Consider the following 24477-nt stretch of genomic DNA (forward strand, 5'->3'; position numbering starts at 1 on the left):
TTTATAAAGCCTCTGCATAACATTTAGCCGAGCCCCTTACGTAAAGAGCACTCGGCAAAAACGTTATATATTAAAGATATTATGCAATGATCTCTGTTACACGTCCGGCACCGATTGTACGGCCACCTTCACGAATAGCAAAACGCTGCCCCGCTTCCATAGCGATTGGTTTCTGCAATTCGATTGTAACTGACAAGTTGTCACCAGGCATAACCATCTCAACACCTTCTGCGAGATTCAAGATACCTGTTACGTCTGTCGTACGGAAGTAGAACTGAGGACGATATCCGTTAAAGAATGGAGTGTGGCGACCACCTTCATCCTTGGTTAGGACGTAAATTTCAGCCTTAGCCTTTGTGTGTGGCTTAATAGAACCTGGTTTTGCCAAAACTTGGCCACGTTCGATGGCTTCTTTATCAATACCACGAAGCAATAGACCAACATTGTCACCTGCTTGACCTTGGTCAAGAAGCTTACGGAACATTTCAACACCGGTACAAATAGTTTTCTTTGTATCGCCAAGACCAACGATCTCAACTTCCTCACCCACTTTAACGACACCACGTTCGATACGGCCTGTCGCAACAGTACCACGACCCGTGATAGAGAATACGTCCTCAACAGACATAAGGAAAGGTTTGTCAACTTCACGCTGAGGAATAGGAATATCCTTGTCGATTGCATCAAGAAGTTCTTGGATAGCCTTCGCGCCTTCTGGCTTGCCTTCGAGAGCAGCCAAAGCTGAACCCTTAACGATTGTGATGTTATCACCATCAAATTCGTATTTACTCAAGAGTTCACGAATTTCCATCTCAACAAGTTCTTGAAGATCTGGGTCATCCAATAAATCAATTTTATTTAAGAAAACAACGATGTTAGGCACTCCAACCTGGCGAGCCAAAAGAATGTGTTCGCGAGTCTGTGGCATAGGGCCGTCAGCAGCACTAACAACAAGGATAGCACCGTCCATTTGGGCAGCACCGGTAATCATGTTTTTAACGAAGTCAGCGTGTCCTGGGCAGTCAACGTGAGCGTAGTGACGATTGTCACTCTCGTACTCAACGTGTGCCACAGCAATCGTTACGATCTTAGAATCGTCACGTACTGTTCCGCCCTTAGCGATATCCGCATAGGACTTGAACTCTGCTAAGCCTTTGTCAGACTGCGTTTTTAAGATCGCTGTTGTCAGCGTAGTTTTACCGTGGTCAACGTGGCCAATTGTTCCAACATTGACGTGTGGTTTTGTGCGTTCGTAGTTTTCTTTTGCCATTTTCTCTGAAGATTTAAGTTTAAATATGTTTTTGTTTCTTAATGGAGCCCTCGAGCGGAATTGAACCGCCGACCTCATCCTTACCAAGGATGCGCTCTGCCGACTGAGCTACAAGGGCCCACCTGAAATTTCCTTGGCTTGGTAGGGCTGTGAATGTAAGGTACTTAATTTGCAATTCTTTTAAAAGTACGTCAATACTAAAAATTAAAAATAATAGTGTTTTTTAAAAAAAAGCTATATAGGGAAGATATTATAACTCCTTTCCCCGATTTCCAGGCTCTTCAAGCTAAACCGAAATCTAACATAAAACCGCTCGAGGTCGACTATCCAGCCGTATCAGCTTGTGGCATTTTCCACAAAAAGCTCTGGTTTTTAATTAAAATCTCCTTTTCAGCGTCTAAAAACTCGATTTCCCAAGCTAAGGGAGGCTCGCCGTCCAACGGCATACTTTCCCCCGTTAGACCAACATAAAGTTCACGGGACATCCCTTGCCCTTCCGGCAAATCAAAGGAAATCGTCTGGGGATCCGGATTATCACTTAATATATAATTAATTCTTAATTCGGTTCCTTTGGGCAAATCATTAACATTCCCGTTTAAACCTATTATAAAGTATAGACCTTCGCGCTCCTCTGAGTTTGTTCTTAATACTAAATGAAAACCCATATTCTCTTTGCCAGTAAAAAACTCCGATATCCTCAAAAAATCTTCCTCAGACATCTTTTCCCGGTAGACATAACCCACATTCCAGTTCGCCTTCCCCAATCCGTTAGCACCAAAGAGCCCAGGGATAAGCAATGACAGCCCTAACCCCAGAATGATAAAATGTGCACTCCTGCGTAACACGCCAAATCTTCGCATCCTAGAAATTATTCCAGCCAAAGCTATATTTGTCAAGGCAGCTATGAATAATAGAGTCGTTAGTATTGATAGACAAATCATTTGATCCAAAACAAGCCACCTTTTCCATCATTGACAAATTTCCTTTTAAAACGTCTAATATCTGGCTTTTCAACTAAAACTGCATACATGACTAAAAGAATAATAATATCGCTATTGGCGATTATAGCTGGAATCCTCACACAGGCGTCCGCAGAAGATGAGGCTATAGACAAAAGCAACTACTACATCAGTGCCTTCGGGGGAATTACCGCGAGAAACAATGTTAAAATAAACATGCCTCAATTTGGCGCTTCGCTTAACGATTCCACAAAAATAGGTGTGAGCGCAGGACTAGCAATCGGTTACGTCTTCGAGCAATTCCGTTTTGAAATAGAAGGCTCTTCCAGGGAAAACCGTGTCATGAAGAGCGACATGGACCTCGGAGATATTTTCTTGTTCATTATTCTCCCCTTCCCCTTTTTTCTTCCGGAAAAAGGAGCCGTCTCCTACGATTCCCTCATCCTGAATTGTTATTACGATATCCCCCTTGGCTACGACTTCTCTCTTTATATCGGCGCGGGTGCGGGCATTTCCCAAGAAACCATTAAACAAACTATCCGCTTCCAGCAAGGCAGCACCTTAAGTTACGAAAGCACAAGGCTTGTATTTGCCGGCCAAGCCATGGCGGGGCTTAGTTATGCCATCAATCAAAGCTGGACGATCTATACCGGATACAAGTTTTTCTTTGTCCCCGGTCACAACATCAAAGACATCCATGGCCCCAGTGCCACATCCAAAGCAAAGATTAAGAATGCGTTCATTGATAACATAGAGCTCGGGGTCCGTTATCGTTTCTAAGCTTTTTCTTACCACAAAGTAGACGTTTTTCTTTTCACATAAAAAGGAAGTAAAAATCTTTAAACAAAAATATTGACACAACCAACAGAAAATCTAAGAATGTCCCCTCAATTCATAAATTAACACAAACCTAAAGATAATTATGAACAAAAAACTATTAACTATATTGATCGCAGCAGCTTCCTTCGTTGGTGGCCAAGCGTTCGCAGGTGATTCTGACTTCTACGTAGCCGGTTTCGGTAACGGTGGATGGCATAATGACTCCAGCATCAAAAACATTGGTGTAACAAACAAAACTCAGTACAAGTTCGGCTTCGGCGGTGGTGTAGCAGTTGGCTATATCTTCGAACAAATCCGTTTCGAACTTGAAGGTTCATACCGTCAAAACGACATCAAGAAAAGCACTGTTACAGGTCTTACCCTTAATAAAGGTAAAGGCAATGTAAATTATGCTTCTTTGATGGCTAACGTTTACTACGATATTCCTGTTTCTGAAGACTTCTACGTTTACGTAGGTGCGGGTGCCGGTGTTGCTCAAGAGAAAATCAAGAACGACATGATTGCATCTCCTGCAACAACAATTGCTAACTACAGAAGCACAAGAACAGTGTTTGCATGGCAAGCAATGGTTGGTGTTGGTTACAATATCAATGAAGATGTTGCTATCTATGCTGGATATCGCTTATTCGCGGTTCCTTCACACAACATCAAGCGTTTCACAACAACAGCTGCGGGTGGTTCAATCAACTCCAAAGCTAAGATGAAGGACGCTTACATTAACAATCTTGAAATCGGTATTCGTTACCGCTTCTAATTGTTAGTTGTTTTAAGCTAATTTACAACCCGCTTCATTTGAAGCGGGTTTTTTTATAAAAAAAATAAAGCGAAAAACATTGACCTTGTAGCGCAAAAGTAATTAAATATTGGCTCGTTTCATAAACAATAAACCTAACGATAATATATTATGAATAAAAAACTACTAACAATACTAATAGCTGCAGCTTCCTTTATTGGCGGCCAAGCTTTCGCTGGTACTTCTGACTTCTACGTAGCCGGTTTCGGTAACGGCAGCTGGCACAATGATTCTAGCTTGAAAAATCTTAATCTTGCAGGCCTAAACACGCCTAACACAACCGAATACAAATTCGGCTTGGGTGGTGGTGTTGCCGTAGGTTATATCTTCGATCAAATCCGTTTTGAAATTGAAGGCGCATACCGTCAAAACAATATCAAGAAGACAACAGCATCTATTTTAGGCATCAATGTGCCTCTTAACAATGGCAAAGGTCATGTAAGCTACGCTTCCTTGATGGCTAACGTTTACTACGACATCCCTGTTTCTGAAGACTTCTATGTTTATGTAGGTGCTGGTGCAGGTGTTGCTCAAGAGAAAATCAAGAACGACATGGTTTCTCCTACAGTAGGAACAATTGCTAACTACAGAAGCACAAGAACTGTCTTCGCATGGCAAGCAATGGCGGGCGTCGGCTACAATATCAATGAAGATGTTTCTATCTATGCTGGATATCGCTTATTCGCAGTTCCTTCACACAACGTAAAGAAGCTCACATTCGCTGGCACAGGAGTTACTTCCAAAGCTAAGATGAAGGATGCTTACATTAACAATCTTGAAATCGGTATTCGTTACCGCTTCTAGTTGTTAGTTGTTTTAAGCTAATTTACAACCCGCTTCATTTGAAGCGGGTTTTTTTGTGCCTGTTTCGCTATCATATTTAATAACGTATAGGAGCTAAGGCAATGTTGAGTTGACAAGCTCTTGAAAAAACACCTGTATAGATGGTAGGATTAAATCCCTAAACCATTTCCTCAAAACCTCAGAACCGTTTATCAGCATGAAAAAACTCTTATTCCTCACGCTCACCGCTGGAATTTTATCAGCTCTTGGAATAAAGGCCTTCGCAGATGCCCAAACCGATTATTATTACGATGATATAAATTTAGTAGATCAAAACTTCTACGTAGCAGCCTCGGGTAGCGTTAACTTTCACGACAAAATCAAAACACGTGGGCAAACCCCTAACGTTTCATACCAATTTCAAACAGGTGCTGGCTTTCATGGTTCTGCAGGTATGCATTTCTGGCAAAATTTCCGAGCTGAACTCGAGTTTTCATACTTAGCTCAAGCGCTAAATAAAGCAGGGGGTGTAAGCGCAAGTGGTCGCCTCGAATATATTAATTTCCTGATCAACCTCTTCTACGACTACGAAATCGTCAACGGGCTAGACGTTTACTTCGGTGTTGGCGGCGGCTACTCTCTTGCCAGAATGTTTAGGGTGACAGGAGGCGCAGGCCCACGGGTTGGCAAAGGTGATGACAGTTTGTTTGCCGGGCAAGTTATGATCGGGCTGGCTCAAAATTTAAACGCAGAATGGAACATCTGGGGCGGCTACCGCTTATTAATGGCTACACGTCCAACTTTTAGCAACGTGCGCTTTACCAACCCATTTGTCCACATGGTGGAAATTGGCTTACGCTATGATATATAAACCAAGTTTTAGCCTATTTACCTTATGAAAAAAATTTATATCCTGTGCGGGATTCTTTTATTTGCTTGCGGGACATTCCCACAAGCCTTTGCCAACGATTATTATTACGAATCCGGTGATCCTGCCTTTGATTCCCGACCTGAAGCTTTTCAAAACTGGTACATCGCGTTAACAGGGGCGTTTTCCCAGCAACAAGATATCAAAACTCGCAATCAATCCCCAAATGCAAAAATTCGATTCAGGACAGGCGAAGGGGGCACTTTTAGTTTAGGACGAATCATTCCTCAATACCCAAGTGTACGCGTTGCCGCAGAGGTCTCATATTTTTACAATAAAGCAGCTTGGGTAAAACCAGATGGGCTAGGTAAATTTACCGCCAAGGGCGCTGTGGGCTACCTAAATGGTTTTTTAAACGTTTATTATGATATTCAACCGGAAGCTTTTAAAGATTTTTCTGTATACCTCGGTGCCGGCATTGGGTATTCCTATGCTATGATTAGCAATATCCGTAATAATACGCTAGGAACAGTGATTAGGGAATCCCAACGTGGTCTGGCCGCCGGCCAAGTGATGGCTGGCATTGGCTACGAATTCACCCCTTCATGGACCTTAATAGGCGGCTATCGCCTTATGTTTATGGAAAAACCTACTTTTCGCGGGCCAGCAGGAAGCCCCAATGTTAAATTGCAGCACCCTATCTTAAGTGTATTGGAAGTTGGCTTACGAATTAATATTTAAGCGGGAAAAAACAAAAAAATCATTTTCACAGAAATAACGTTTAAAAAATTAGAAAATCCGTTTGACATCTTTGAAATATACTTTTTAACTGACAATTAGACTATCCCCTACCAAGGGGTTTGTTAAAACCTAAAAAAAGACAAATTACTATGAAAAAGAAAATTCTAACCCTATTCTTGGGTCTTTGCGCTAGTGCACTGACACTCGTAGGTGCTCAAAACTCTAACTCAAAAAGCAGCAGCAGCAACTCATTCAATATTGATGGTTGGTACCTCGGTGCTTCCGGTTCTGTGGGTTTCCACTCAAACCAAAAGAGCAAAAGTACTCCCACAGGTGCAGCACGCGAAATCTCATTTAAAACTGGTGGCGGCGGTGCCGTTGCAGTTGGTTTGATGTTCATGGAAAACTTCCGTTTCGAACTCGAAGGTTCCTATCGCACAAACTCTGTTAAAAAAGCAAGCACCCCAACTACTGGTAAAGCAAATGCTTCCGGTAGCGTTGAGTATACCAGCTTATTAGTTAACGCAGCTTATGACATCCCTGCTTTTGAAAACGTTATCATCTCCCTCGGTGGTGGTCTTGGCTGGACATATGCTAAAATGGGTAACATCAACCGCGCAGGCGTACGTCTATTAAACAGCCGTGGCGACAATGTTCTTGGCTGGCAGTTAATGGCTCAAATTGGTTACATGTTCCAAGAGCAATTCACGCTTTATGTTGGATACCGCTTATTCTCAACAACTCAGCCTCGCTATCGCAATCCTGCAGGCGGCCAGTTGAAGATGGAATCACCTTACCTACACAATATCGACTTTGGTGTAAGAATTCACCTCTAGTCTTATTGACCTGATTTTTATCAGAACTTTAAACCCGTCAGAAATTTTTCTGGCGGGTTTTTTCTTTTCTAGGGAAGATTAAATAATAAGCTGGAAATCTTTACTAGTGCCAGCTAGTATAAAAAATAAGGCTCCCAAAATTCCCCACTTTCCCCAAATGTTTAAAGGCAAATCCATACTCGTAACCGGCGGCACCGGTTCTTTCGGTCGTCATTTTTGTGCTAAAGTACTCAAGATGGCTCCCTCGCGTGTGATTGTTTATTCCAGAGATGAGTTTAAACAACATGAAATGCAAGAAATGCCTACTTTCTATAATAATAAGCGCATGCGGTATTTCTTAGGCGATATCAGAGATGCTGACAGATTAAAACGTGCCATGCAGGGAGTGGATATTGTTGTCCACGCAGCCGCGTTGAAGCAAGTTCCCGCAGCAGAGTATAATCCAAATGAATTTATTAAAACCAATGTTAACGGTGCCACAAACATCGTTGATGCCGCCCTGCACGCAAATGTGCCTAGAGTAATTGCGTTAAGCACAGATAAAGCAGTCAACCCGGTTAATCTCTACGGTGCGACTAAACTTTGCTCAGACAAGGTATTCATTGCCGGGAATAGTTATAGAGGCAATCAAAGCCCTACCCTTTTTTCTGTGGTACGATACGGCAATGTTATCGGTAGCAGAGGCAGCGTTATCCCGCTATTTATAAAACAAAGAGATCAAAAGCACCTGACCATTACGAATCCGGATATGACTCGTTTTTATATCACACTGGAAGAAGGCGTCCTATTTGTCATGAAGTGCCTCCAGAAAATGGTTGGGGGTGAACTATTTATCCCTAAATTACCTAGTTGCACACTGGGCGATATGGCACATGCCGTTGCACCCAATTCGAAGCAGAAGATCGTGGGGCTGAGACCAGGAGAAAAGATGCACGAAACGCTCATTCCAAGCGATGAGGCTCACTTAACCATTGAATACAAGGACTACTATGTCATTCAACCTACGCTTCGTTTCTGGACAAAAAGCGCCCTCCCGAAAGGAGGGAAAAAGTGCCCTAGTAACTTCGCCTATACAAGCGATAATAATCCCGACCGATTGACTATTGCTGATATCAAAAAACACATACAACACTTTGAAAACTACTTGCCCCATAACGGCACATGGCAAAACGATTCTCCATCAATAATAAAGAAATCAGCCCGAAAGAAAGCCCTTTCCTGATCGCTGAAATATCCGGCAATCATAAGCAGGATATTAAGCACGCAAAAAAATTAATCAAAGCAGCTGTCGATGCTGGGGCCGATGCCGTTAAGCTACAAACTTATACGCCGGACACGCTCACGTTACCGGTGGATGCGCCCGATTTTTACGAAAACAACACCCTCTGGAATGGAAGGCATTTGTACGATATGTACCAAGAAGGCATGACTCCTTGGGAATGGCTCCCGGAGCTCAATCGATTCGCTCAAGAACTTGGTACTACGCTATTCAGCACTCCCTTCGATGAGACAGCAGTCGATTACTTAGAAAAGGCTATTAACCCCGTTCTATACAAAGTCGCATCACTTGAAATCAACCACCTGCCATTACTAAGGCATATTGGTAAAACCCAAAAACCCGTGCTCCTCAGTACTGGTATGGCTACCGAAAAAGAAATTCATGTGGCGATCGATACCCTTTATACGGCTGGAACGCCAAGCATCGTTCTCTTAAAATGCGTCAGCGCCTATCCCGCGGATCCCACCGATTTTAATTTACGATCTATTCCAGCAATGGCCTCTAAATTCAATTGCCTCATCGGGCTCTCAGACCATTCCCTGGGGAATGAAATTGCCATTAGCGCCATCACACTAGGTGCCTGCGTGATCGAAAAGCATATTGTTATGGATCGTAATGATGGCAGCCTAGATGCCGGTTTTGCATTAGAACCTGAAGAATTTAAACAACTGGCAAACGCTTTAAAACTGGTCTACAAAGCATTTGGAACGGATAAAATAGGCCCTACGCAGCAAGAAGAGTCTCGCCTACGCTTTCGCAGGTCCATCTTCGTCTCTCAAGACATTAAAAAAGATGAAGTATTTACCCCGCAAAACATAAAGATTATACGCCCCGCAACTGGCTTGCACCCAATATTTTGGGAAAGTTTACTGGGTCAAAAAGCAAAACAAGATCTCCCTGCGGGAACTCCACTTACAAAAGCTCATTTGCCGTAAGCAGCTATTTTTCGCTATAGTTTACTGGTTAGCCAATCAACGCATCTATCCAAAGCTAATTCTTTGAGCCCGCTTTGAGGATGTTCATAGCGATGGTAATCCTTGAGTTTTAGCGCTAGGAAAAAGGATACGGTAAAATCGTTTTCCTTCATAACTTGCTCATAAACTTTCCTAGCAACCCCCACAGGATCGAGCTTCTTGCCTTTTGTTGTAGCTACTTCAATGAGCCGTTCTCTGATCTCCTTTTTTGCATAACTATTTCCCTTCTCAATTAAGAGCTTTGTCGATTCTTCATCAAACGTCTTTAAATAGCGAATTCCCTCAGTTAACAAATGATTACCTTTCCCGAACAGAACTGGCCGCACTCCTCCTACAGGGATCGTTAAATACTGTTCATAAGTTCCTAGTGCGCAATTTAATAAACAGAAGATTTTAATAAACTCCTGTTTGCCCAAAATTCTTGTGTACAAAGATGGGCATTTAACACTTATTGTCTTCATAATTGATCCATCTGTTAGGGGTTTTTCAGGGGTATTGGTTTGCCATTGAGGCCCACAGAACTAGATTGTATTTTCAAACGGTATTATGTAAAGTCTCTTTATGGTAAAGAAAGCTGTAACAAAAAAACCTAAAACACCCGAATTCCTCATAGACCTCCTGAATGCCCGTTCCCCATCAGGTTATGAGCAAGAGGCTCAAGCAGTGATCGATAAATACGTCAAGCCCTCGGCTGACGTTTACGAAAAAGACACCATGGGCAACCGTTTCGCTACCTTAAACCCGAAGGGTAACCCCGTTGTCATGTTCGCAGGGCATATGGATGAACTCGGATTAATGGTCCACTACATTGACGATAAGGGTTTTGTGTATTTTAATACCATCGGTGGCCATGACCTTTCTATAATCTCGGGTAGACGTGTTCAAATTTTAACAAAAAACGGTACTATCCACGGCGTCACCGGCAAACGTGCTATCCACCTCATGACACCGGAAGACCGTAAAAAAGTTCCCCAACGTCATGAAATCTGGATTGACGTTGGCGCCCAGGACAAAAAAGAAGCCGAATCGCTTGTCGAGATCGGCGACCCTATTGTCTATGATCATGGTTTCCAAATCCTTCGCAAATGTCGTGCAACAGCTCGCGCCTTTGACGATAAAGCAGGCTGCTTTGTTGTCTGCGAGACACTCAGAAGGCTTGCTCAAGAAAAAACTAAACTACAGGCGAAAATCGTCTCCGTAGCAACCACCCAGGAAGAAGTCGGCACCCGCGGCGCTATCCTCTCCGGTTATTCCGTTAACCCGGACATTGCCGTTGCCGTTGACGTAGGTCATGCGACAGATAGCCCAGATTGCGACAAACGCCAATTCGGCGAATTTTATTTGGGCAAAGGTCCCATTATCTGCCGTGGCGCAAATATTAACCCCTTTGTCTTCGAGCGCCTTGTCGCCGTTGCCAAAGCCAATAAAATCCCTTACCAAGTGGAAGCAGAACCGGGACCAACCGGCACCGATGCCCGCTCTATTCAAATATCGAGACAAGGGGTAGCCACTGGGCTAGTCTCCATACCACTTCGCTACATGCATACGCCCAGTGAAGTAGTTGACCTCGAAGATGTTGAAAATGCAATCAAACTTCTTGTTGCTTTCTCTAAGTCTATCAAAAAGACCGACACTGGTATTTGGTAATTCGGCACGATTGCTTTGACAGTCAAATAAATCATTGTTAATCTTTCTTGAAAACAAGATTAACAATGATTTATCTCATCACCGTCTCCCTCATTTGGGCCTTTTCATTCGGCTTAGTCAAAACAGGTCTATCTGGCCTGGATCCTCACTTTTTGGCATTTGGCAGAATCCTGTGCGCACTGCCGCTGTTTCTTCCCTTCTTAGTTGTTAAGTCCCTTAATCGATCGCTTACAATTCGCCTACTCCTCATCGGGGCAATGCAATATGGCGTGTGCTATTTAGCTTATCTATTTGCATTTCAATATCTAGACAGTCATCAAGTAGCATTATTTGCCATTATGATGCCTCTTTATATCGTCTTTATAAACGGCATTTACGAGAGAAAATTCCCAAAGTACAGTCTTATCATGGCCAGTTTGGCTGTTTTGGGAGCAGGCATCATAAAATACGATGGTATGTCGTTTCAAAATCTTCTTACGGGATTCATTTGCATGCAAATAGCGAATATTTCATTCGCATTAGGGGAAATCCAATACCGCCGCCTGCGTCATCAAAACCCACATTTAGTGGATAGAGAAATTTATGCCATCGTCTTCACAGGCGCTTTAATCATAACCGCAATTGCTACAACCGTTGCCGGAGACTGGTCAACCCTCTCAATGATGAGCGCTAAGCAAGTCATCATATTAGCCTTTCTAGGTGTTTTCGCCACAGGGCTTGGTTTCTTCTGGTGGAACAAAGGTGCTGTGGTTTCCAAAATCGCTACATTGGCTGTTTTTCATAATATCAAAGTGCCATTAGCGATTCTTTCCTCACTGATTATCTTTGGCGAGCACACAGATTACGAGCGCCTTATTTTAGGCGGCTGCGTGATGTTTATCGCTGTCTATCTTTCGCAAAAAGGCTTCTCCTCCCTCTTACCAAATTCATTAAGAAAAAAAGAGCAACCGCTTAATCCCTAAACGGCTGCTCTTTTTGAAATCATTCTGAGAAACTAAATCACTCAGCAGGCTTTGTCTTACGAAGCCCCATAACGGAGTTCCCCTCAGACCACTGTCCACGCTCTTTTAAGAGCTTAATGCGGTCAAAACGTTTAAGCACGGTCTTCTTCTTTCCTGAACCGCCTCCTTGATTAAAACTTCTGTGTCGTGACATAATAAATCTTCCTACAATTAAAATTTCAAATTTCTAGTAAAAGGAATAACCTTCCTGCGGTCAAGTATAAATCAATTTATTTCTAATATATTCCCTAAAACGAAGGATTTTTTCAATCCTCAAAGGTAATTTTGGCATTTTTAATCCAAGAACACTGCTTTGCAAAGGTTATACCAGCTTTCCCCATACGCTTACGTAACTCTGGTTGCTCAATTAAGCGCGTCAACATCTTGGATAACTCATCAACACCACCAACAGGGGCTAAAAAGCCGGTTTTGTTGTCTAAAACCGCATCGGAAACGCCTCCAGAATCATACCCTACAACGGGAAGTCCACTTGCCGAAGCTTCCAAATAACTTAGCCCAAAGCCCTCGATACTATTCTGGTAAGGAATACTGGCCATTACAAATATATCGGCCTCATGGTAGCAGCGGGGCAACGCTTCTTCAGGCACTTCACCCAAGTATGCTATGTTAATATGGTGCGTTTGGGCATATTGTTTGATTTGTTCGAAATAGGCTGCCTTAACAATAGGCCCGGCAATCTGGTAAACTACTTTTTCCTTTAACGCTGACGGCATAGCGTTAATTGCCTCCAGCACCTGCATTTGCCCTTTTCTGGGGTGCAGGCGTGCCACTGTCAGTAATTTTACCGTATTACTCATTAAATGGGTGTCCCTAGGGGGTATCGGTACAAATTCGCTACGTAGAGCACCCGGGGCAACAACCGTTCTTCCGCTCGCTTCCGGAAAATAGTCGCAAAGGGTTTTTTCACAATACTTGGAAAACAAAAGAATTCTATCAGTATCCCGCAACAAACTTCGAAATAAGCATTTTAACAGCCTGCTTTTCCCAAAGCGTAAAATCTCACTGCCGTGCAGGATTAAAATTAATTTCTGTGGCTGGATACGTTTAAATAGCCTTAAATACATAAACGCTAAAATTGGTCCGGGCTCTGGCAAACACAGTACCCCTTTCGCAATTTTGTCTTTATAGCGCATCATTTCCCGCATAGTCACAATGCGGCAACCCCATCCATGGGTTCCTCTATTGTTCAAAGGCACAGTGCTATAGGGAAATAAGTGCGTTTTGAAAGCAGAATGCTTTGGAGCAAAAACGGTTACTTCTCGCCCAAAACCGGCTAGAGATTTGGCCATTTCTTGCACACAAATAGAAATTCCGGCTTTTTTAGGGAAAAACTCATGTGTAAAAATGTATATTGGCCTACTTTTCTGCTTTGCGGAAGACACGCAATAGAGTTTAATCTTAAGTTCGGCCTATAAGCAAGCCACATATTTTATGTCCAAATTATCCAATTATTACACAAGGGCACTCGTCACGGGTGGAGGCTCCGGGCTCGGTAAAGCATTCGCGGATATGTTGCGCCATGAAGGCATAGAGGTTTGGATCACTTCCCGAGCTCCCGAAAAGTTGCCCAAAGATACTCCTTTCCATTGCTTGCAACTGGATTTATTAGATAACACTTCTCTAGACAAGCTTATCCAAAGAGTAAATTCTGATGAATTATCGTTCGATCTACTCATAAACAATGCAGGCGCAGGTTCATTTTATCCCTTTGAAGAATTTCCCAAACAAGAGATAGAGGATCAAGTTCAACTCCTGTGCACCGGCCCCATTCTGCTTACCCAAGCTTTTTACAAAAAAATGCTGGCTAACAAAAAGGGAACCATCGTAAATATCAGCTCGCTTGGCGGCATTTTCCCTATACCGTTGCTTTCCTTGTATAGTGGTGCTAAAAGCGCCCTCTCTACTTTTACCGGAAGTTTAATTCTGGAAGCAACAGGATCTGGCATCCATGTAGTCGACATCCAGCCGGGCGATTACCAGACTGCGTTTAACGATGTCGCTCATAAAGATACATCTTTTTCGAATAAACATTTCCACAAGGCGTGGGCTGCCATAGAAAAACACAGACACGCAGCCCCCACTGCTGAACACGCGGCAAAAGCGCTTAGAAAAATATTGCTGAAGCAAAAAAGCGGCCAGTATGCGATTGGAGATCTTTTTCAGTCTAAAATCGGCCCCTGCCTCGCCAAAATTGCTCCTAGAAGCCTCGTCCTCTGGTTTTTAAAAAGGTATTACCATCTCAATACATGAAAATCGTCATTTTACAAGATTACTTACGTTGCGGGGGCACGGAAAAACAAAGCGTCTTCCTGGTAAACCATTTAAATGAAGCTGGCTATGATGCCCTGCTAATCACACTCAGACCGGGTGGCCTACTCTGGGATGAGGTCAAAGATGAAAAGGTTTTTTCCTTACAAAAAGGGGATACCGGTTTCGATTGGTATGCTCCGAGATTATTTAAAACCATCAAAAAACTCTCACCGGATATCGTTATCTGCATGGGGCGGATCGCAAACATGTATGGCAGCTTTGTGCAAAACCGTTTCCCTAAGCTTCATGTTATCAGCACATTGCGTACAGGAAAAAAGCTTTCTTGCCTCTACAAACGTTCTCTTAAAACGTCTAAAAGCATTTTAACGAATTGCCAATGGTGGAAAAACGACTTACTGAAACGTGGGTTTAATTCGAATAAAATTGAGGTGATTCCCAATCCCATCGTTCTGTCGCAATCCATTTCTTTCTCAAGTGAAGATCGCTTAGAGCAGCGAAAAAAATTTGGAGCTAGTGAAGACACTATCATTTTTATCTGCGTACAAGGGTTTCGCCCAGGCAAAAACCACGCAAAGCTCATTGAACATTTTGCTAAATTAGACAGAAAAGCAAATTGGCAGCTATGGCTAGTGGGCGAAGGGGAGCAAAAAAGGGCCTGCGAGGTGATCGTCAACCAACTCGGCTTAGGAGACAAAATTCACTTCATGGGTTTTCAAAAGAATCCTGCCCCGTATTACCAGGCTGCAGACGTTGCCGTTTCCACGTCTAAAGAAGACGCTTTCCCTAATTTCATCATAGAAGCGCAATCCCTCGGGCTGCCGATTATCGCAGTCGATACGGTGGGCGTGCAGGAGGCTTTTATCCCGAACCAATCGGGTTTTCTGGTCTCCCATGATCGTCCTGAGGAATTCGTAAAATATCTGGAGCTCTTTTTGCAAAGCCCAAATCAAATTCAAAAAATGGGCGAAGTCGGTCGCATATATGCACAAGACCACTTTTCTCCTGATGTTATTAAAAAGCAAATCGACCAATACTTCGAAATGCGCACCAAAAAGCATAAGGGTCGAGTCATCGTACTGGCCAGATGGCTCACCTATGGAGATGGCGTTTCCATTGATGCCTTGGGCACATATTATTCTTTGATAGACGCAGGGTATGATGCTCACATTTATGCAAACGAACGTCATTCTTCTTTGAAGCATGAGCCCATTAAAAGTTTTAAAGTGCTTCAAAAGCTGCCACTCACCGAAGACGACATTCTCATCTACCACTTCACTTCGGGATGGAACGAGGGCATAGCGTTTCTTAGGAAAACGCCTTGTAAGAAGGTGCTTCGCTATCATAACGTCACGCCCGCGGAGTTTTTTGAAGGCTATAGCGAAAGCCACACCAAGCGGTGCCGTGAGGGTCGCGCATTCTTGTCTGAACTATGCAAAATAGACTGGTATAGGGCTTGTACCCCATCTAACTACAATGCTAATGAGTTAATTAGCCACGGCCTAGATCCAAAAATCACACAAACACTGATCTCCTTCACGCCTGTAGACAGCTTGGTATCTCATATTAAAACAAGCTCAGATCCTCAGGAAAAATACCTCCCGGGTACACCGGTTAATATCCTTTCTGTCGGGCGAATATCGCCTCAAAAGAATCATGCAGATCTTATCCGCGCGTTCGCCTTTTATCATAAAGAGCATAATCCCAATAGCCAACTAACCCTTTTTGGGAAGCAAAATCGCTATCTCAAAAAATATGTGGAGGACTTAAATAACCTCGCCAAGGAACTAGAAGTAGACCATGCCTTGATCTGGATCAATGGCGGTTCAGACAATGTACTCCATCACGCCTACCAAAAAGCGCATATTTTTGCCAAAACGAGCAAACATGAAGGCCTTTGCGTCCCTTTAATTGAAGCAATGGCCGAACAAGTCCCCATAGTCGCCTTTGCCTATGCAGCCGTCCCAGAAACAGTAGGTGGCGCAGGGATGATCATCCCTGATAATGACCCTCATAAAATGGCAGAAGCCTTTCACCGCATCATAAATGACGAACATGAAAGGGCTATTCTTCTCAAAAACGCAGCTCTTCGCTATCAAGAGCACTTTCAGTCTTCTGCGATTAAGCTCCAATTCCTACAATTTATAAATAGCTTATCTCCAAATAGATGACTTGCCAAACCCTTGTATATTTGATATAAATCTTAACCAAACATAATTTTTTATTCATATAATGCTTTCTCCCTTAAGAACATACTTTTTAATTCCTTGTATCGCCTTGTTACTCATGCTAGCAAAGGGCGTTGCTCAGGATATTGAAGCGGCGGCTCCTCAACTCCACTCCATCCTTTTACCCGAGCAGGCGTTCCCGGAACTCTCAGACATTTTAAGGAAAGCAGAAGAAAATGCTCCACAAATTCTAATCCGCTCCGAATTGGTTACTGAAGCGGAAGGAAATAAAAAGTCCATGGCTTCGCGAAAGCTCCCTCAGCTATCTGGGGGGTATCAAGTTCTCGCAATCATTCGAAAGCGTGATAATGAAGACAATTTTTCCAAAGCTCAATATGTACCCACGGGAAGCTTAACCCTTAGCCAAGCCCTTTACCACTGGGGCAGCATAGATGCGGAAAAGCGTATCGGCGAAATACAACACAAACTGAGTAAAATGGACTTTAACCAAGCGAAGGCTCACCTACTAAAGGAAATACGCCGGAGCTACTTGGAAATCTATGCGCTCAACTTCAATAAACAGCTCGCGGAAGAAAAGTTAGAGCTTGCGCAAAAAAACTTAAAAGATGCGGAAGACAAGGCTGCCATGAAAATAGTATCAGCCCATCAACTCGACATCGCCCGCATTCAATACAATGAAGCTCAATTCGAACTCGCCTATATTTCAAACAACTTAGAGAACGCTACTAGTTACTTTTGTGATTTAACAGGTGGGGAAAAACCTAATATGGGACAAAGCTTACCGCCCCAGAAACTAGCTCAAAGCATCTTGGATAAAAATCCACAACTCGACCCAACGGACCTCTCTCCTCGCTATTATGCATTAGAGCAAGAGCTCGAAATCGAAAAGAACAATTTCATTCGCATTCACTCGGAACAGTTACCTAAATTAAATTTCCTCACCGGTGTTTTTGAAGACAATGTTGATAGCACGACAAGTGACAGTGGTGTTAGACGGGCCAATGTTTTTGCAGGCCTCGAAGTTCGATGGAATATTTTTGATGGTTTTCGTACCGAAGGCCAGCGAATCACCTCAAAAGCAAAGCAACGACGGATCAAACTCGAGCTCAAACAAGAACGCCAAAAGACCCTCAGGGAAACCTCTCATATCTTACGCGGGCTAGCCATCGAGCGTGATCACATCAAAATCCAAATGCAAAAATTGGCTCTCAATGAAAATCAACTCAACGCCCAACAAGATTTATTTGACCAAGGTATTATCCAATATACTGATTTCTTAAGCTCTAAGAGCAATCGCGATGCCGTAGAATATCAGCTGGCAAACCTCATTAGAGAATACTTTAACCATGTAAACGAATTTCTTATCTATACTTCAAAAATATAAATTCATACACCACTACCATGAAAAAATCATCTATTATAATCGTCACTTTATTACTCGTACTTGGCATAGCTTATTACGCATTTAACTCGGCCACGCCTACCGCTAAAGTAGCTGCTGCCAAAATGGGCTCAGCTGTCAATGCCGTTCCCGGAAACGTTAAAGTTCTTGCTGCTATGGAAGCAGTCGTCAAAACACAAACTGCCGGCGATATCCAAGAGCTTCTCGCACCAAAAAACACGGGCTCGATTGAGGTCAAAAGCAATGATATCGTCGCTAAACTCGATACCTCCGAGCTCGACCGCGAAATCGAACATTTACAGCTACGCTACGAGGCTGCTCTAAAACGCCAAGAAATTGGCTCCCCTTACGAAGCTGAAAAAAGAAGCCTTGAGCAGGATATGCCGCGCGTAGAAACTTTATTCAAACATGGCCAACTTCCTGAAGCTGAATTCAATAAAAGAAAGCAAGACCTTGAACGCGTCACCCGTGTCTATGAAAATGATGACCTAAATCGCACTCTTGAAGTCGAGTTGCTCAAAAATGAACTCAATCGCCGCCTCTCGCAACGTGAAAAAATGATCGTGCGCTCTCCTATTGATGGGCTTTTGACGGAAAATTACTTCCTTCCAGGCGCTCACGTCTATGGAGGAGAATCGCTCGCTAAGGTTATTTCAAAGGATAATATGATCGAGGTCAGCATCAACGAAGAGGACTTTCCTGGAATCAGCATCGGCCAAACCGTTTCGATCAATTTTCTAGGCCACGGCAATAAACTAGTCTCCGGAAAGGTCACTTCATTACTGGCTACTGCAAATGCAGACACCAAGCGGCGGTCTGTCTTTGTTCAATTAAATAGTGCCGAAGATCTGGCTCCCGGCATGACCGGACAGGCAAGCATCACTAAGGCAACCCATGATAACGTTGTCATCGTGCCCAGAAGCGCTCTCACAGGCAACTTTGTCTACGTAATTAATAAGGGCAAAGTAGAGCTACGTAAGATTGTTCCAGGGTTCATTGGTTTTGATAAAGTGGAAATCAAAGAAGGCCTTAAATCGGGCGAAGTGGTTATCGTGGAGGACATTTTTAACTTCAGAAATGGCCAACGCGTCAAAACCCAAAAGATTTCAGGCTAAGGATGAAGACTAATTTATACATCGCCTGGAGATTTATCACTTCAAAAAAACGCTCCATGATTCTCAGTCTCCTGGGGGTCGTATTCGGCGTTGGCTTTTTTATCGTAACACAGGCGCAAACTTCCGGTTTTGAAAACTTTTTCATCAAAACAATCCTAAGTACTAACGGCGCTATCCGTATTGCCGAGCATTTCCAGTCTACCATTCAAAGTATCGCAAGTAATCCCGATGATCAGGATAATTTTCGAGTACCGGTAAACGAGGGCAAACAGTACATATATGGCATAGAGTATCCTCATATGCTAAAAGAGGAATTAACAAATTACTCAGAAATTTCAGGCATTTCGGAAATCCTGGAGGGGAATGCTGATGCTAAAAGCGGCTTCCGCAATCAACCCGCTAAACTGATGGGTATCCGTCTGGAAGACCATGCAACTGTTTCCGACTTACCTCGTCAGGTCATTTTAGGAGATATCGCCGACTACGCTTCAGACAATAATAGTGTCCTCCTAGGCTCTCGCCTCGCAAAACGCCTCAATCTCACGGTAAACGATTACGTTTACCTCAATACCCACGGCCAAGAAAAAGCATACCGCGTCTCCGGCATCGTTGAAACGGGCATCTCAGATATCGATAAAGTTCGCGTCTACATGCACCTCTCAGAATCCCGTTCTTTATTAAAACAACCCTTTGGCGGTTCCATTTTTCAAATCAGTTTATTTGATCCCAGCAAAGCTCCGCAAATTGCCGCACATATCGAATCCAGCTACCAACACCATGCCGCTAGCTGGCAAGAACGCGAGCAGGTCTGGCTAGACGTTTTCAAAGCCTTACGCGTCTCCGCAGGAATAACCGTGTTTACAATTATTCTTATCTCCGGTCTGGGCATCTTTAATACCTTGGTCATGATCGTTATGGAAAAGACCAAAGAGATCGCTATCCTCCGTTCCATGGGGTATACCAGAAAAGACATTTCCAGCATCTTCCTACTCCAGGGAGGGATCGTCCTCGTGGCTGGAACTGTTCTAGGTTGGATCTTTGCAGCATTCGCAACCTACGGCATTTCAAAAATCCCGCTTCGCATTCGAGGCATATTTTCCACAGACAGCTTTGTTGTCCACTGGAGCCTCTCCCATTATATCATGGCCAGTGTGCTTGCGCTCATTGTTGTCATCACTGCCAGCTACATACCGGCTCGTAGAGCAGCAAAACTAGAACCAGGCGACATCGTCAGAGGAACCAGCGCATGAAAAAAGATCCTTCCAACTATACTATTTTACAAGCCAACAATATTCACCGCACGCTTGGCTCTGGTGAAAACGCAAACCATATTCTAAGAGGAGTATCCATCTCTCTCGATTCCTCCAACGTCTACTCAATCGTTGGCCCTTCTGGTTGCGGTAAAAGTACTCTCCTCTACCTCCTAGGCTTGTTAGACAAGCCTAATAGCGGCAACATTTTCTTAAACGGTCAAGAAATGCCCCTTGACCAAGATGAGCTCAAAACTAAAGCCAGAAACGAAAACATCGGCTTTGTCTTCCAATTTCACTTCCTTTTACCCGAATTTACCGCTTTGGAAAATGTTCTCTTTCCGATGAAAAAACTTGGCAAGCTTTCCCATACGGAAATGCTTGATCACGCCAATGATCTCCTCACCGAAGTAGGTCTGGGACAAAAAGCCCACCGTTTGGCAACCCAGCTTTCAGGGGGAGAGCAACAACGAGTCGCCATCGCCCGCGCTTTAGCCAATTCTCCCAGGCTCATCTTAGCAGACGAACCCACGGGAAACCTCGATGCTAAAAACTCTAACCTCGCGTTCGATCTGTTATATCGGCTTGCTCACGAGCGAGATCAAGCCATCCTCATCGTCACCCACAATCCGGAAATCGCCAATGCGTGTGACCATACACTTCCAATGCAAGATGGTCAGTTTGTGCGGTAAACAATACACGTAAGTCTATTTTACGCAAAGCGAGTCATCTGCACCAATTGCTCATACCGCCGCGCTATTTCCACCGCACCCATTTGCTCTAGGCGTTTGCAGAAAAAGTCCTCCACCGTCAAGCTTGCTACAATCGTCCCATAAGCCATCGCCTTCTTAATAGACGCAAAATCACGTTTATTAACAGCGGCCAAATACCCTAGCATTCCCCCTGCGAATGTATCTCCGGCTCCAGTAGGGTCTCTCAGCTCCGTTACCGGGTAGGAAGGTAAGGCAAAAACACCTTCAGGGTGAAACAAATAAGCTCCATGTTCGCCTTTTTTGATAATCGTCATGGGTACTCCCATAGCTAACATGGATTCACCTGCCCGAATCAAATTCGCTTCTCCGGTCAACAGGGTCGCTTCGCGGTCATTGATCAAAAATAGGCTGATGTGCTGAATCAGCTCTGCTAACTCAGCTCGCTTGGTTTCTATCCAGAGATCTATTGTATCCGCAATCGTAAAGGTGCTCTTTTTAAACTGCTTTAAAACATGCAACTGTAATGCCGGCGCAATATTCCCAAGCATCGCATACTCCATCTCTGTGGTCGCTTCGGGCAAGGTTGGGTAATATCCCTCAAATGCATTCATGTTGATCTCTAGGGTTTCCCGAGAATTAAAGTCTTCGTGGTACTTGCCTTTCCAATGAAAGGAAATTCGGTCATTATCCACTTCAACGCCAGAAAGATCTATCCCGCGTCTCTCCAAAATCGCACGATCGCTTGCTGTAAAGTCATTGCCAACAATCCCAACGATTCGCGTTTGTGTAAAATAACTCGCTGCCATCGCACCAAATGCTGCAGCGCCGCCTAGGACGTTGTCGATTCGATCATAGGGCGTAATAATATCATCATACGCGATTGAGCCGATCACGAGCACTTCTTTTGAGTTCACACCGGCTATAGGAAGTCTTTCCATTCCACTTAATAGGGGTTCCAATTGGGGTAACATGTATTTATAAATTAAGAATCAGACAGCATTTGTCTCAGAGCCATAGCTCGTCGCTGCCAAATACCGGCGTTGGGCATCTGCCCGATAGAGACTAACCTCATCATACCAGCCTTGTCTTGACCGTCTTTCATTAACAACAGGGCTAAATGATAGGCTGCTTCAGCACGATATGCGCTCATCAAACGATCATCGCTTACAATTTCTTCCAAAAGCATTCTGCCTTGCTCATCATTACCGGATAAAATAGTCGCCATTCCGATTCCTAGCCGCGCGCGGCCTGCGAGAAAGTTCTCCTTTAAGCCCGCTTTTGACTTTTGATACCAGGTCAGTGCATTTTTATAATCACCTTCGCTGTATGCGCTATCTGCAAATTCTAGCATCGTCACTGCGGCTAAAATTTCATTTGGGTTGGCTTTTACAAAAGCCTCTTGCTGCGCTTTCGTTTTTGCGGCAACAAAGGCCTTCTGTACCTTTGACGCATGCCAGCTTTGGTATAAATTCACCCCAGGAATAGCCAATCCTAATAATACGACCACAACAATAACAGAAGTGATTAGGCGTTTGTTATTTTTGAGAAAAATCCATAATTTATCCTCAAAAGAAGATTGTTGAAAAACACCTTCAATCACATTACCGGCGCTTTCGCCTTTGCTATGATGTTTCTTACCATGGGGAGCTTTATGATCCTGAGTCATGTAAACCATTAGGCTAAAAAAGTTCTCATCGGTCAACTAAATACAGTGCTACCGCTTTACTTTTGCCAATAGGATTGAAAGTGGTCTCAAAGCTATACTCACACAAGGTTTTCTTGAAGCATAAGATTCGTATTGCCGTTGCCCCCATTATTAGGTGTCGTTACTTGAGAGTTCGATTCTTGCATCATTTTCCGTAAGGCCTCTTGAAGGCTTGTGCTTTGGGTATTAGCTAACATTTGTTCTAAATCTTCAAGCCTTTCGTTGCGTTGTCTACGCTGAGGAAGCACCCAGCGTTTACGAACACACCAAACAATGACATCAATGGGAGCCCCTATAATCATTCCTATAACAGCCAGAATTACGCCTCCACCTAAGCTTTCTAGAGACTCCACAAAAGCTTTTGCGGTCGCATCCGTAATATTACTATTAATTGTTGTAAATAAAGCCTTTATAACTGATCCCAAAACATATGTGCCAAGTAAAAACCCACACAAACCTCCTATTGCCGTAAATTTCCAGCCACTATTCCAAAGCCACTTAATAGCTCGAGTAACGAGCTCAGTTGGACTTGAAGGGGCGCTTGTGTTAGCCGTGTTATTATTTGCATTCTCAACATTCCCACCTTCTTGATTGGTTCCGGTTTCATTTTGCCCTCCACCCAGAACCTCGTCTATACTGGTACCGAAGTCAGACGTAAACCATCCACCAGCTCCATTGGTCTCTAATTTTCGGGATAGGCGTTTATTTTTCTTAATCAAATCAGCAATCAACGTCAACATCTCCTCACGCTCTTTTTCGTGTGGATCAACCTCTTCCTCTTCCCTAGGACTCTGAACTTTTTTTAATTCTTCAGAAACCCTTTTCTCCATTTTGTTTATAATCTCATGATTACATTCCATCTGGCTTTTTGTTTTATTGCCACGTTGCTTCTTAAGATCTTCTTTTACTTCCTCAGTTGCACCTGTTAAAAACTCCACTAATTTTGTCTTCAAAAACTTGTCCACTTGATCTTCATCTAGAAGAACTTTTTTTTCATACTCCTCCCTTTCATCATTCTGATTTTCAATATCGCTCACTTCTATCGCCTTCTCATTACCTACCTCTGTCTTCTCCCTCTTGGTTGACAACCTCAAGATCTTTTCCTTTGTACGGCTTTCTAACTCAAGATCTTTAGTCTTTCGCATCTCTCTTGATTTCTTCAAGCTTCTTGCCTGCTTTACGAAATTATCTATCAATCTTTTTTGATTTTCTTCCAATTCCTTTTCTTTCGGTTTCTCCTCAATAATTATTTCCTCCTTTTTGATGGTATCGATAATTTTTTCTTCAACAATCTCTTCGTTAACGGATATGTTCTCTTCTTTCTTTTCTTCTTCAAGGTTGATCAATCTTTTTTCCTCTAGAATAGAGTCTTTGCGCTCCACTAACAAGTTTTCGTGATCATTCCCCCTGCCGTCAGGGGTATTTTTTCCTGAGCTTATTTTCTCCTCCTCTTCCACTATTTTCTTAGATACTTGGTTTACGACTTGCCCCAGAAGCTCCCACATATTTCGTTTAGATTCTTTCTCCTCTAAGCGTTCATTGCTTTCCTCAACCTCCTCCGTCTTTACCTCTTTTATATCTAATAAATTTTCCTGGTTAGATCTAATATCAATAACGATCTCATTTATATTGTTATTTTTATCAAATTTCTGCTCTTTGATCTTGGGTGTATTAGGATCGTCTTTAACAATCGTCACGCCACTCTCGTTCTGCTTTAAATTTTCCTTTTTACTATTTTTCGTAGGAGTGTTTACGGGTGAATTCTTATTACTGCCAGTAGATTTCTTAAATATATTCATAAATCCGGGGTATTTTTGGGGTTC

General features: G+C 43.3%; 22 protein-coding genes and 1 tRNA gene. 15 read left to right on the plus strand and 8 right to left on the minus strand.

Going from position 1 to position 24477, the window contains the following annotated elements:
• Nucleotides 1-79: 79 nt before the first annotated feature.
• The 3 genes from AUJ82_01795 to AUJ82_01805 all read right to left on the minus strand — a co-directional run bounded on the left by AUJ82_01795 (nt 80) and on the right by AUJ82_01805 (nt 2130).
• Nucleotides 80-1270: a translation elongation factor Tu gene (locus tag AUJ82_01795; protein ID OIO60730.1), complete on the minus strand. Its 1191-nt coding sequence runs from the start codon at nt 1268-1270 to the stop codon at nt 80-82.
• A 42-nt stretch (nt 1271-1312) separates the two neighbouring features.
• Nucleotides 1313-1388: transfer RNA gene (locus tag AUJ82_01800), tRNA-Thr, on the minus strand.
• 205 nt (nt 1389-1593) lie between these two features.
• On the minus strand, nt 1594-2130 hold the full coding sequence (locus AUJ82_01805; protein OIO60731.1) for a hypothetical protein: 537 nt from the start codon (nt 2128-2130) through the stop codon (nt 1594-1596).
• Nucleotides 2131-2298: 168 nt separating this feature from the next.
• Here AUJ82_01805 and AUJ82_01810 point away from each other — a divergent pair, with 168 nt between their 5' ends.
• The 7 genes from AUJ82_01810 to AUJ82_01840 all read left to right on the plus strand — a co-directional run bounded on the left by AUJ82_01810 (nt 2299) and on the right by AUJ82_01840 (nt 9304).
• Nucleotides 2299-3009, plus strand: coding sequence for a hypothetical protein (locus AUJ82_01810; protein ID OIO60732.1), 711 nt, complete (start codon nt 2299-2301; stop codon nt 3007-3009).
• Nucleotides 3010-3151: 142 nt separating this feature from the next.
• Nucleotides 3152-3823 (plus strand): hypothetical protein, encoded by a 672-nt coding sequence (locus AUJ82_01815; protein OIO60733.1) that lies wholly within the window; start codon nt 3152-3154, stop codon nt 3821-3823.
• 150 nt (nt 3824-3973) lie between these two features.
• Nucleotides 3974-4666 (plus strand): hypothetical protein, encoded by a 693-nt coding sequence (locus AUJ82_01820; protein OIO60734.1) that lies wholly within the window; start codon nt 3974-3976, stop codon nt 4664-4666.
• Nucleotides 4667-4862: 196 nt separating this feature from the next.
• Complete coding sequence (locus tag AUJ82_01825) at nt 4863-5516, plus strand: hypothetical protein (protein ID OIO60735.1); 654 nt, start codon at nt 4863-4865, stop codon at nt 5514-5516.
• 24 nt (nt 5517-5540) lie between these two features.
• A complete protein-coding gene (locus AUJ82_01830) occupies nt 5541-6254 on the plus strand; it encodes a hypothetical protein (GenBank protein ID OIO60736.1) in 714 nt (237 codons plus the stop codon).
• A 149-nt stretch (nt 6255-6403) separates the two neighbouring features.
• Nucleotides 6404-7090 (plus strand): hypothetical protein, encoded by a 687-nt coding sequence (locus tag AUJ82_01835; protein OIO60737.1) that lies wholly within the window; start codon nt 6404-6406, stop codon nt 7088-7090.
• A gap of 1161 nt (nt 7091-8251) precedes the next feature.
• Entirely contained in the window at nt 8252-9304 is a 1053-nt protein-coding gene (locus AUJ82_01840; GenBank protein ID OIO60738.1) for a pseudaminic acid synthase, read from the plus strand.
• Between the two features lie 14 nt (nt 9305-9318).
• Here AUJ82_01840 and AUJ82_01845 read toward each other — a convergent pair whose 3' ends face one another.
• The gene (locus AUJ82_01845; GenBank protein ID OIO60739.1) at nt 9319-9804 is read right to left on the minus strand and encodes a hypothetical protein; all 486 of its coding nucleotides are present in this window, start codon (nt 9802-9804) and stop codon (nt 9319-9321) included.
• Nucleotides 9805-9904: 100 nt separating this feature from the next.
• Here AUJ82_01845 and AUJ82_01850 point away from each other — a divergent pair, with 100 nt between their 5' ends.
• Both AUJ82_01850 and AUJ82_01855 read left to right on the plus strand, forming a co-directional pair.
• Nucleotides 9905-10990 carry a peptidase M42 gene (locus AUJ82_01850; GenBank protein OIO60740.1) on the plus strand — a complete coding sequence of 362 codons (1086 nt, stop codon included), beginning with the start codon at nt 9905-9907 and terminating at the stop codon, nt 10988-10990.
• Between the two features lie 65 nt (nt 10991-11055).
• Nucleotides 11056-11952 (plus strand): hypothetical protein, encoded by an 897-nt coding sequence (locus AUJ82_01855; protein OIO60741.1) that lies wholly within the window; start codon nt 11056-11058, stop codon nt 11950-11952.
• Between the two features lie 305 nt (nt 11953-12257).
• Here the strand turns inward: AUJ82_01855 and AUJ82_01860 are convergent, their stop codons facing one another.
• A complete protein-coding gene (locus tag AUJ82_01860) occupies nt 12258-13394 on the minus strand; it encodes a hypothetical protein (protein ID OIO60742.1) in 1137 nt (378 codons plus the stop codon).
• A 49-nt stretch (nt 13395-13443) separates the two neighbouring features.
• Between AUJ82_01860 and AUJ82_01865 the strand changes: the two genes are divergently transcribed.
• The 6 genes from AUJ82_01865 (at nt 13444) to AUJ82_01890 (ending at nt 20928) form a co-directional block, all read left to right on the plus strand.
• The gene (locus AUJ82_01865) at nt 13444-14262 is read left to right on the plus strand and encodes a hypothetical protein (protein OIO60743.1); all 819 of its coding nucleotides are present in this window, start codon (nt 13444-13446) and stop codon (nt 14260-14262) included.
• Nucleotides 14259-16451 carry a hypothetical protein gene (locus AUJ82_01870; protein ID OIO60744.1) on the plus strand — a complete coding sequence of 731 codons (2193 nt, stop codon included), beginning with the start codon at nt 14259-14261 and terminating at the stop codon, nt 16449-16451. The genes AUJ82_01865 and AUJ82_01870 overlap by 4 nt, the downstream gene beginning before the upstream one ends.
• Nucleotides 16452-16512: 61 nt before the next feature.
• Nucleotides 16513-17853, plus strand: a complete 1341-nt coding sequence (locus AUJ82_01875; GenBank protein OIO60745.1) for a hypothetical protein — start codon at nt 16513-16515, stop codon at nt 17851-17853.
• Between the two features lie 17 nt (nt 17854-17870).
• Nucleotides 17871-18986 (plus strand): hypothetical protein, encoded by a 1116-nt coding sequence (locus tag AUJ82_01880; protein ID OIO60746.1) that lies wholly within the window; start codon nt 17871-17873, stop codon nt 18984-18986.
• A 2-nt stretch (nt 18987-18988) separates the two neighbouring features.
• On the plus strand, nt 18989-20236 hold the full coding sequence (locus AUJ82_01885; protein OIO60747.1) for an ABC transporter permease: 1248 nt from the start codon (nt 18989-18991) through the stop codon (nt 20234-20236).
• Entirely contained in the window at nt 20233-20928 is a 696-nt protein-coding gene (locus AUJ82_01890) for an ABC transporter ATP-binding protein (GenBank protein ID OIO60748.1), read from the plus strand. Before AUJ82_01885 ends, AUJ82_01890 begins: the two co-directional genes overlap by 4 nt.
• A gap of 20 nt (nt 20929-20948) precedes the next feature.
• Here AUJ82_01890 and AUJ82_01895 read toward each other — a convergent pair whose 3' ends face one another.
• From AUJ82_01895 to AUJ82_01905, 3 genes are all read right to left on the minus strand, one after another.
• Nucleotides 20949-21887 carry a hypothetical protein gene (locus tag AUJ82_01895; GenBank protein ID OIO60749.1) on the minus strand — a complete coding sequence of 313 codons (939 nt, stop codon included), beginning with the start codon at nt 21885-21887 and terminating at the stop codon, nt 20949-20951.
• A gap of 44 nt (nt 21888-21931) precedes the next feature.
• The gene (locus tag AUJ82_01900; protein ID OIO60750.1) at nt 21932-22615 is read right to left on the minus strand and encodes a hypothetical protein; all 684 of its coding nucleotides are present in this window, start codon (nt 22613-22615) and stop codon (nt 21932-21934) included.
• A 98-nt stretch (nt 22616-22713) separates the two neighbouring features.
• Nucleotides 22714-24453 (minus strand): hypothetical protein, encoded by a 1740-nt coding sequence (locus AUJ82_01905; GenBank protein ID OIO60751.1) that lies wholly within the window; start codon nt 24451-24453, stop codon nt 22714-22716.
• Nucleotides 24454-24477 lie beyond the last annotated feature (24 nt).

Source organism: Verrucomicrobia bacterium CG1_02_43_26 (assembly GCA_001872735.1).
Classification (GTDB): Bacteria; Verrucomicrobiota; Verrucomicrobiia; order Opitutales; family CG1-02-43-26; genus CG1-02-43-26.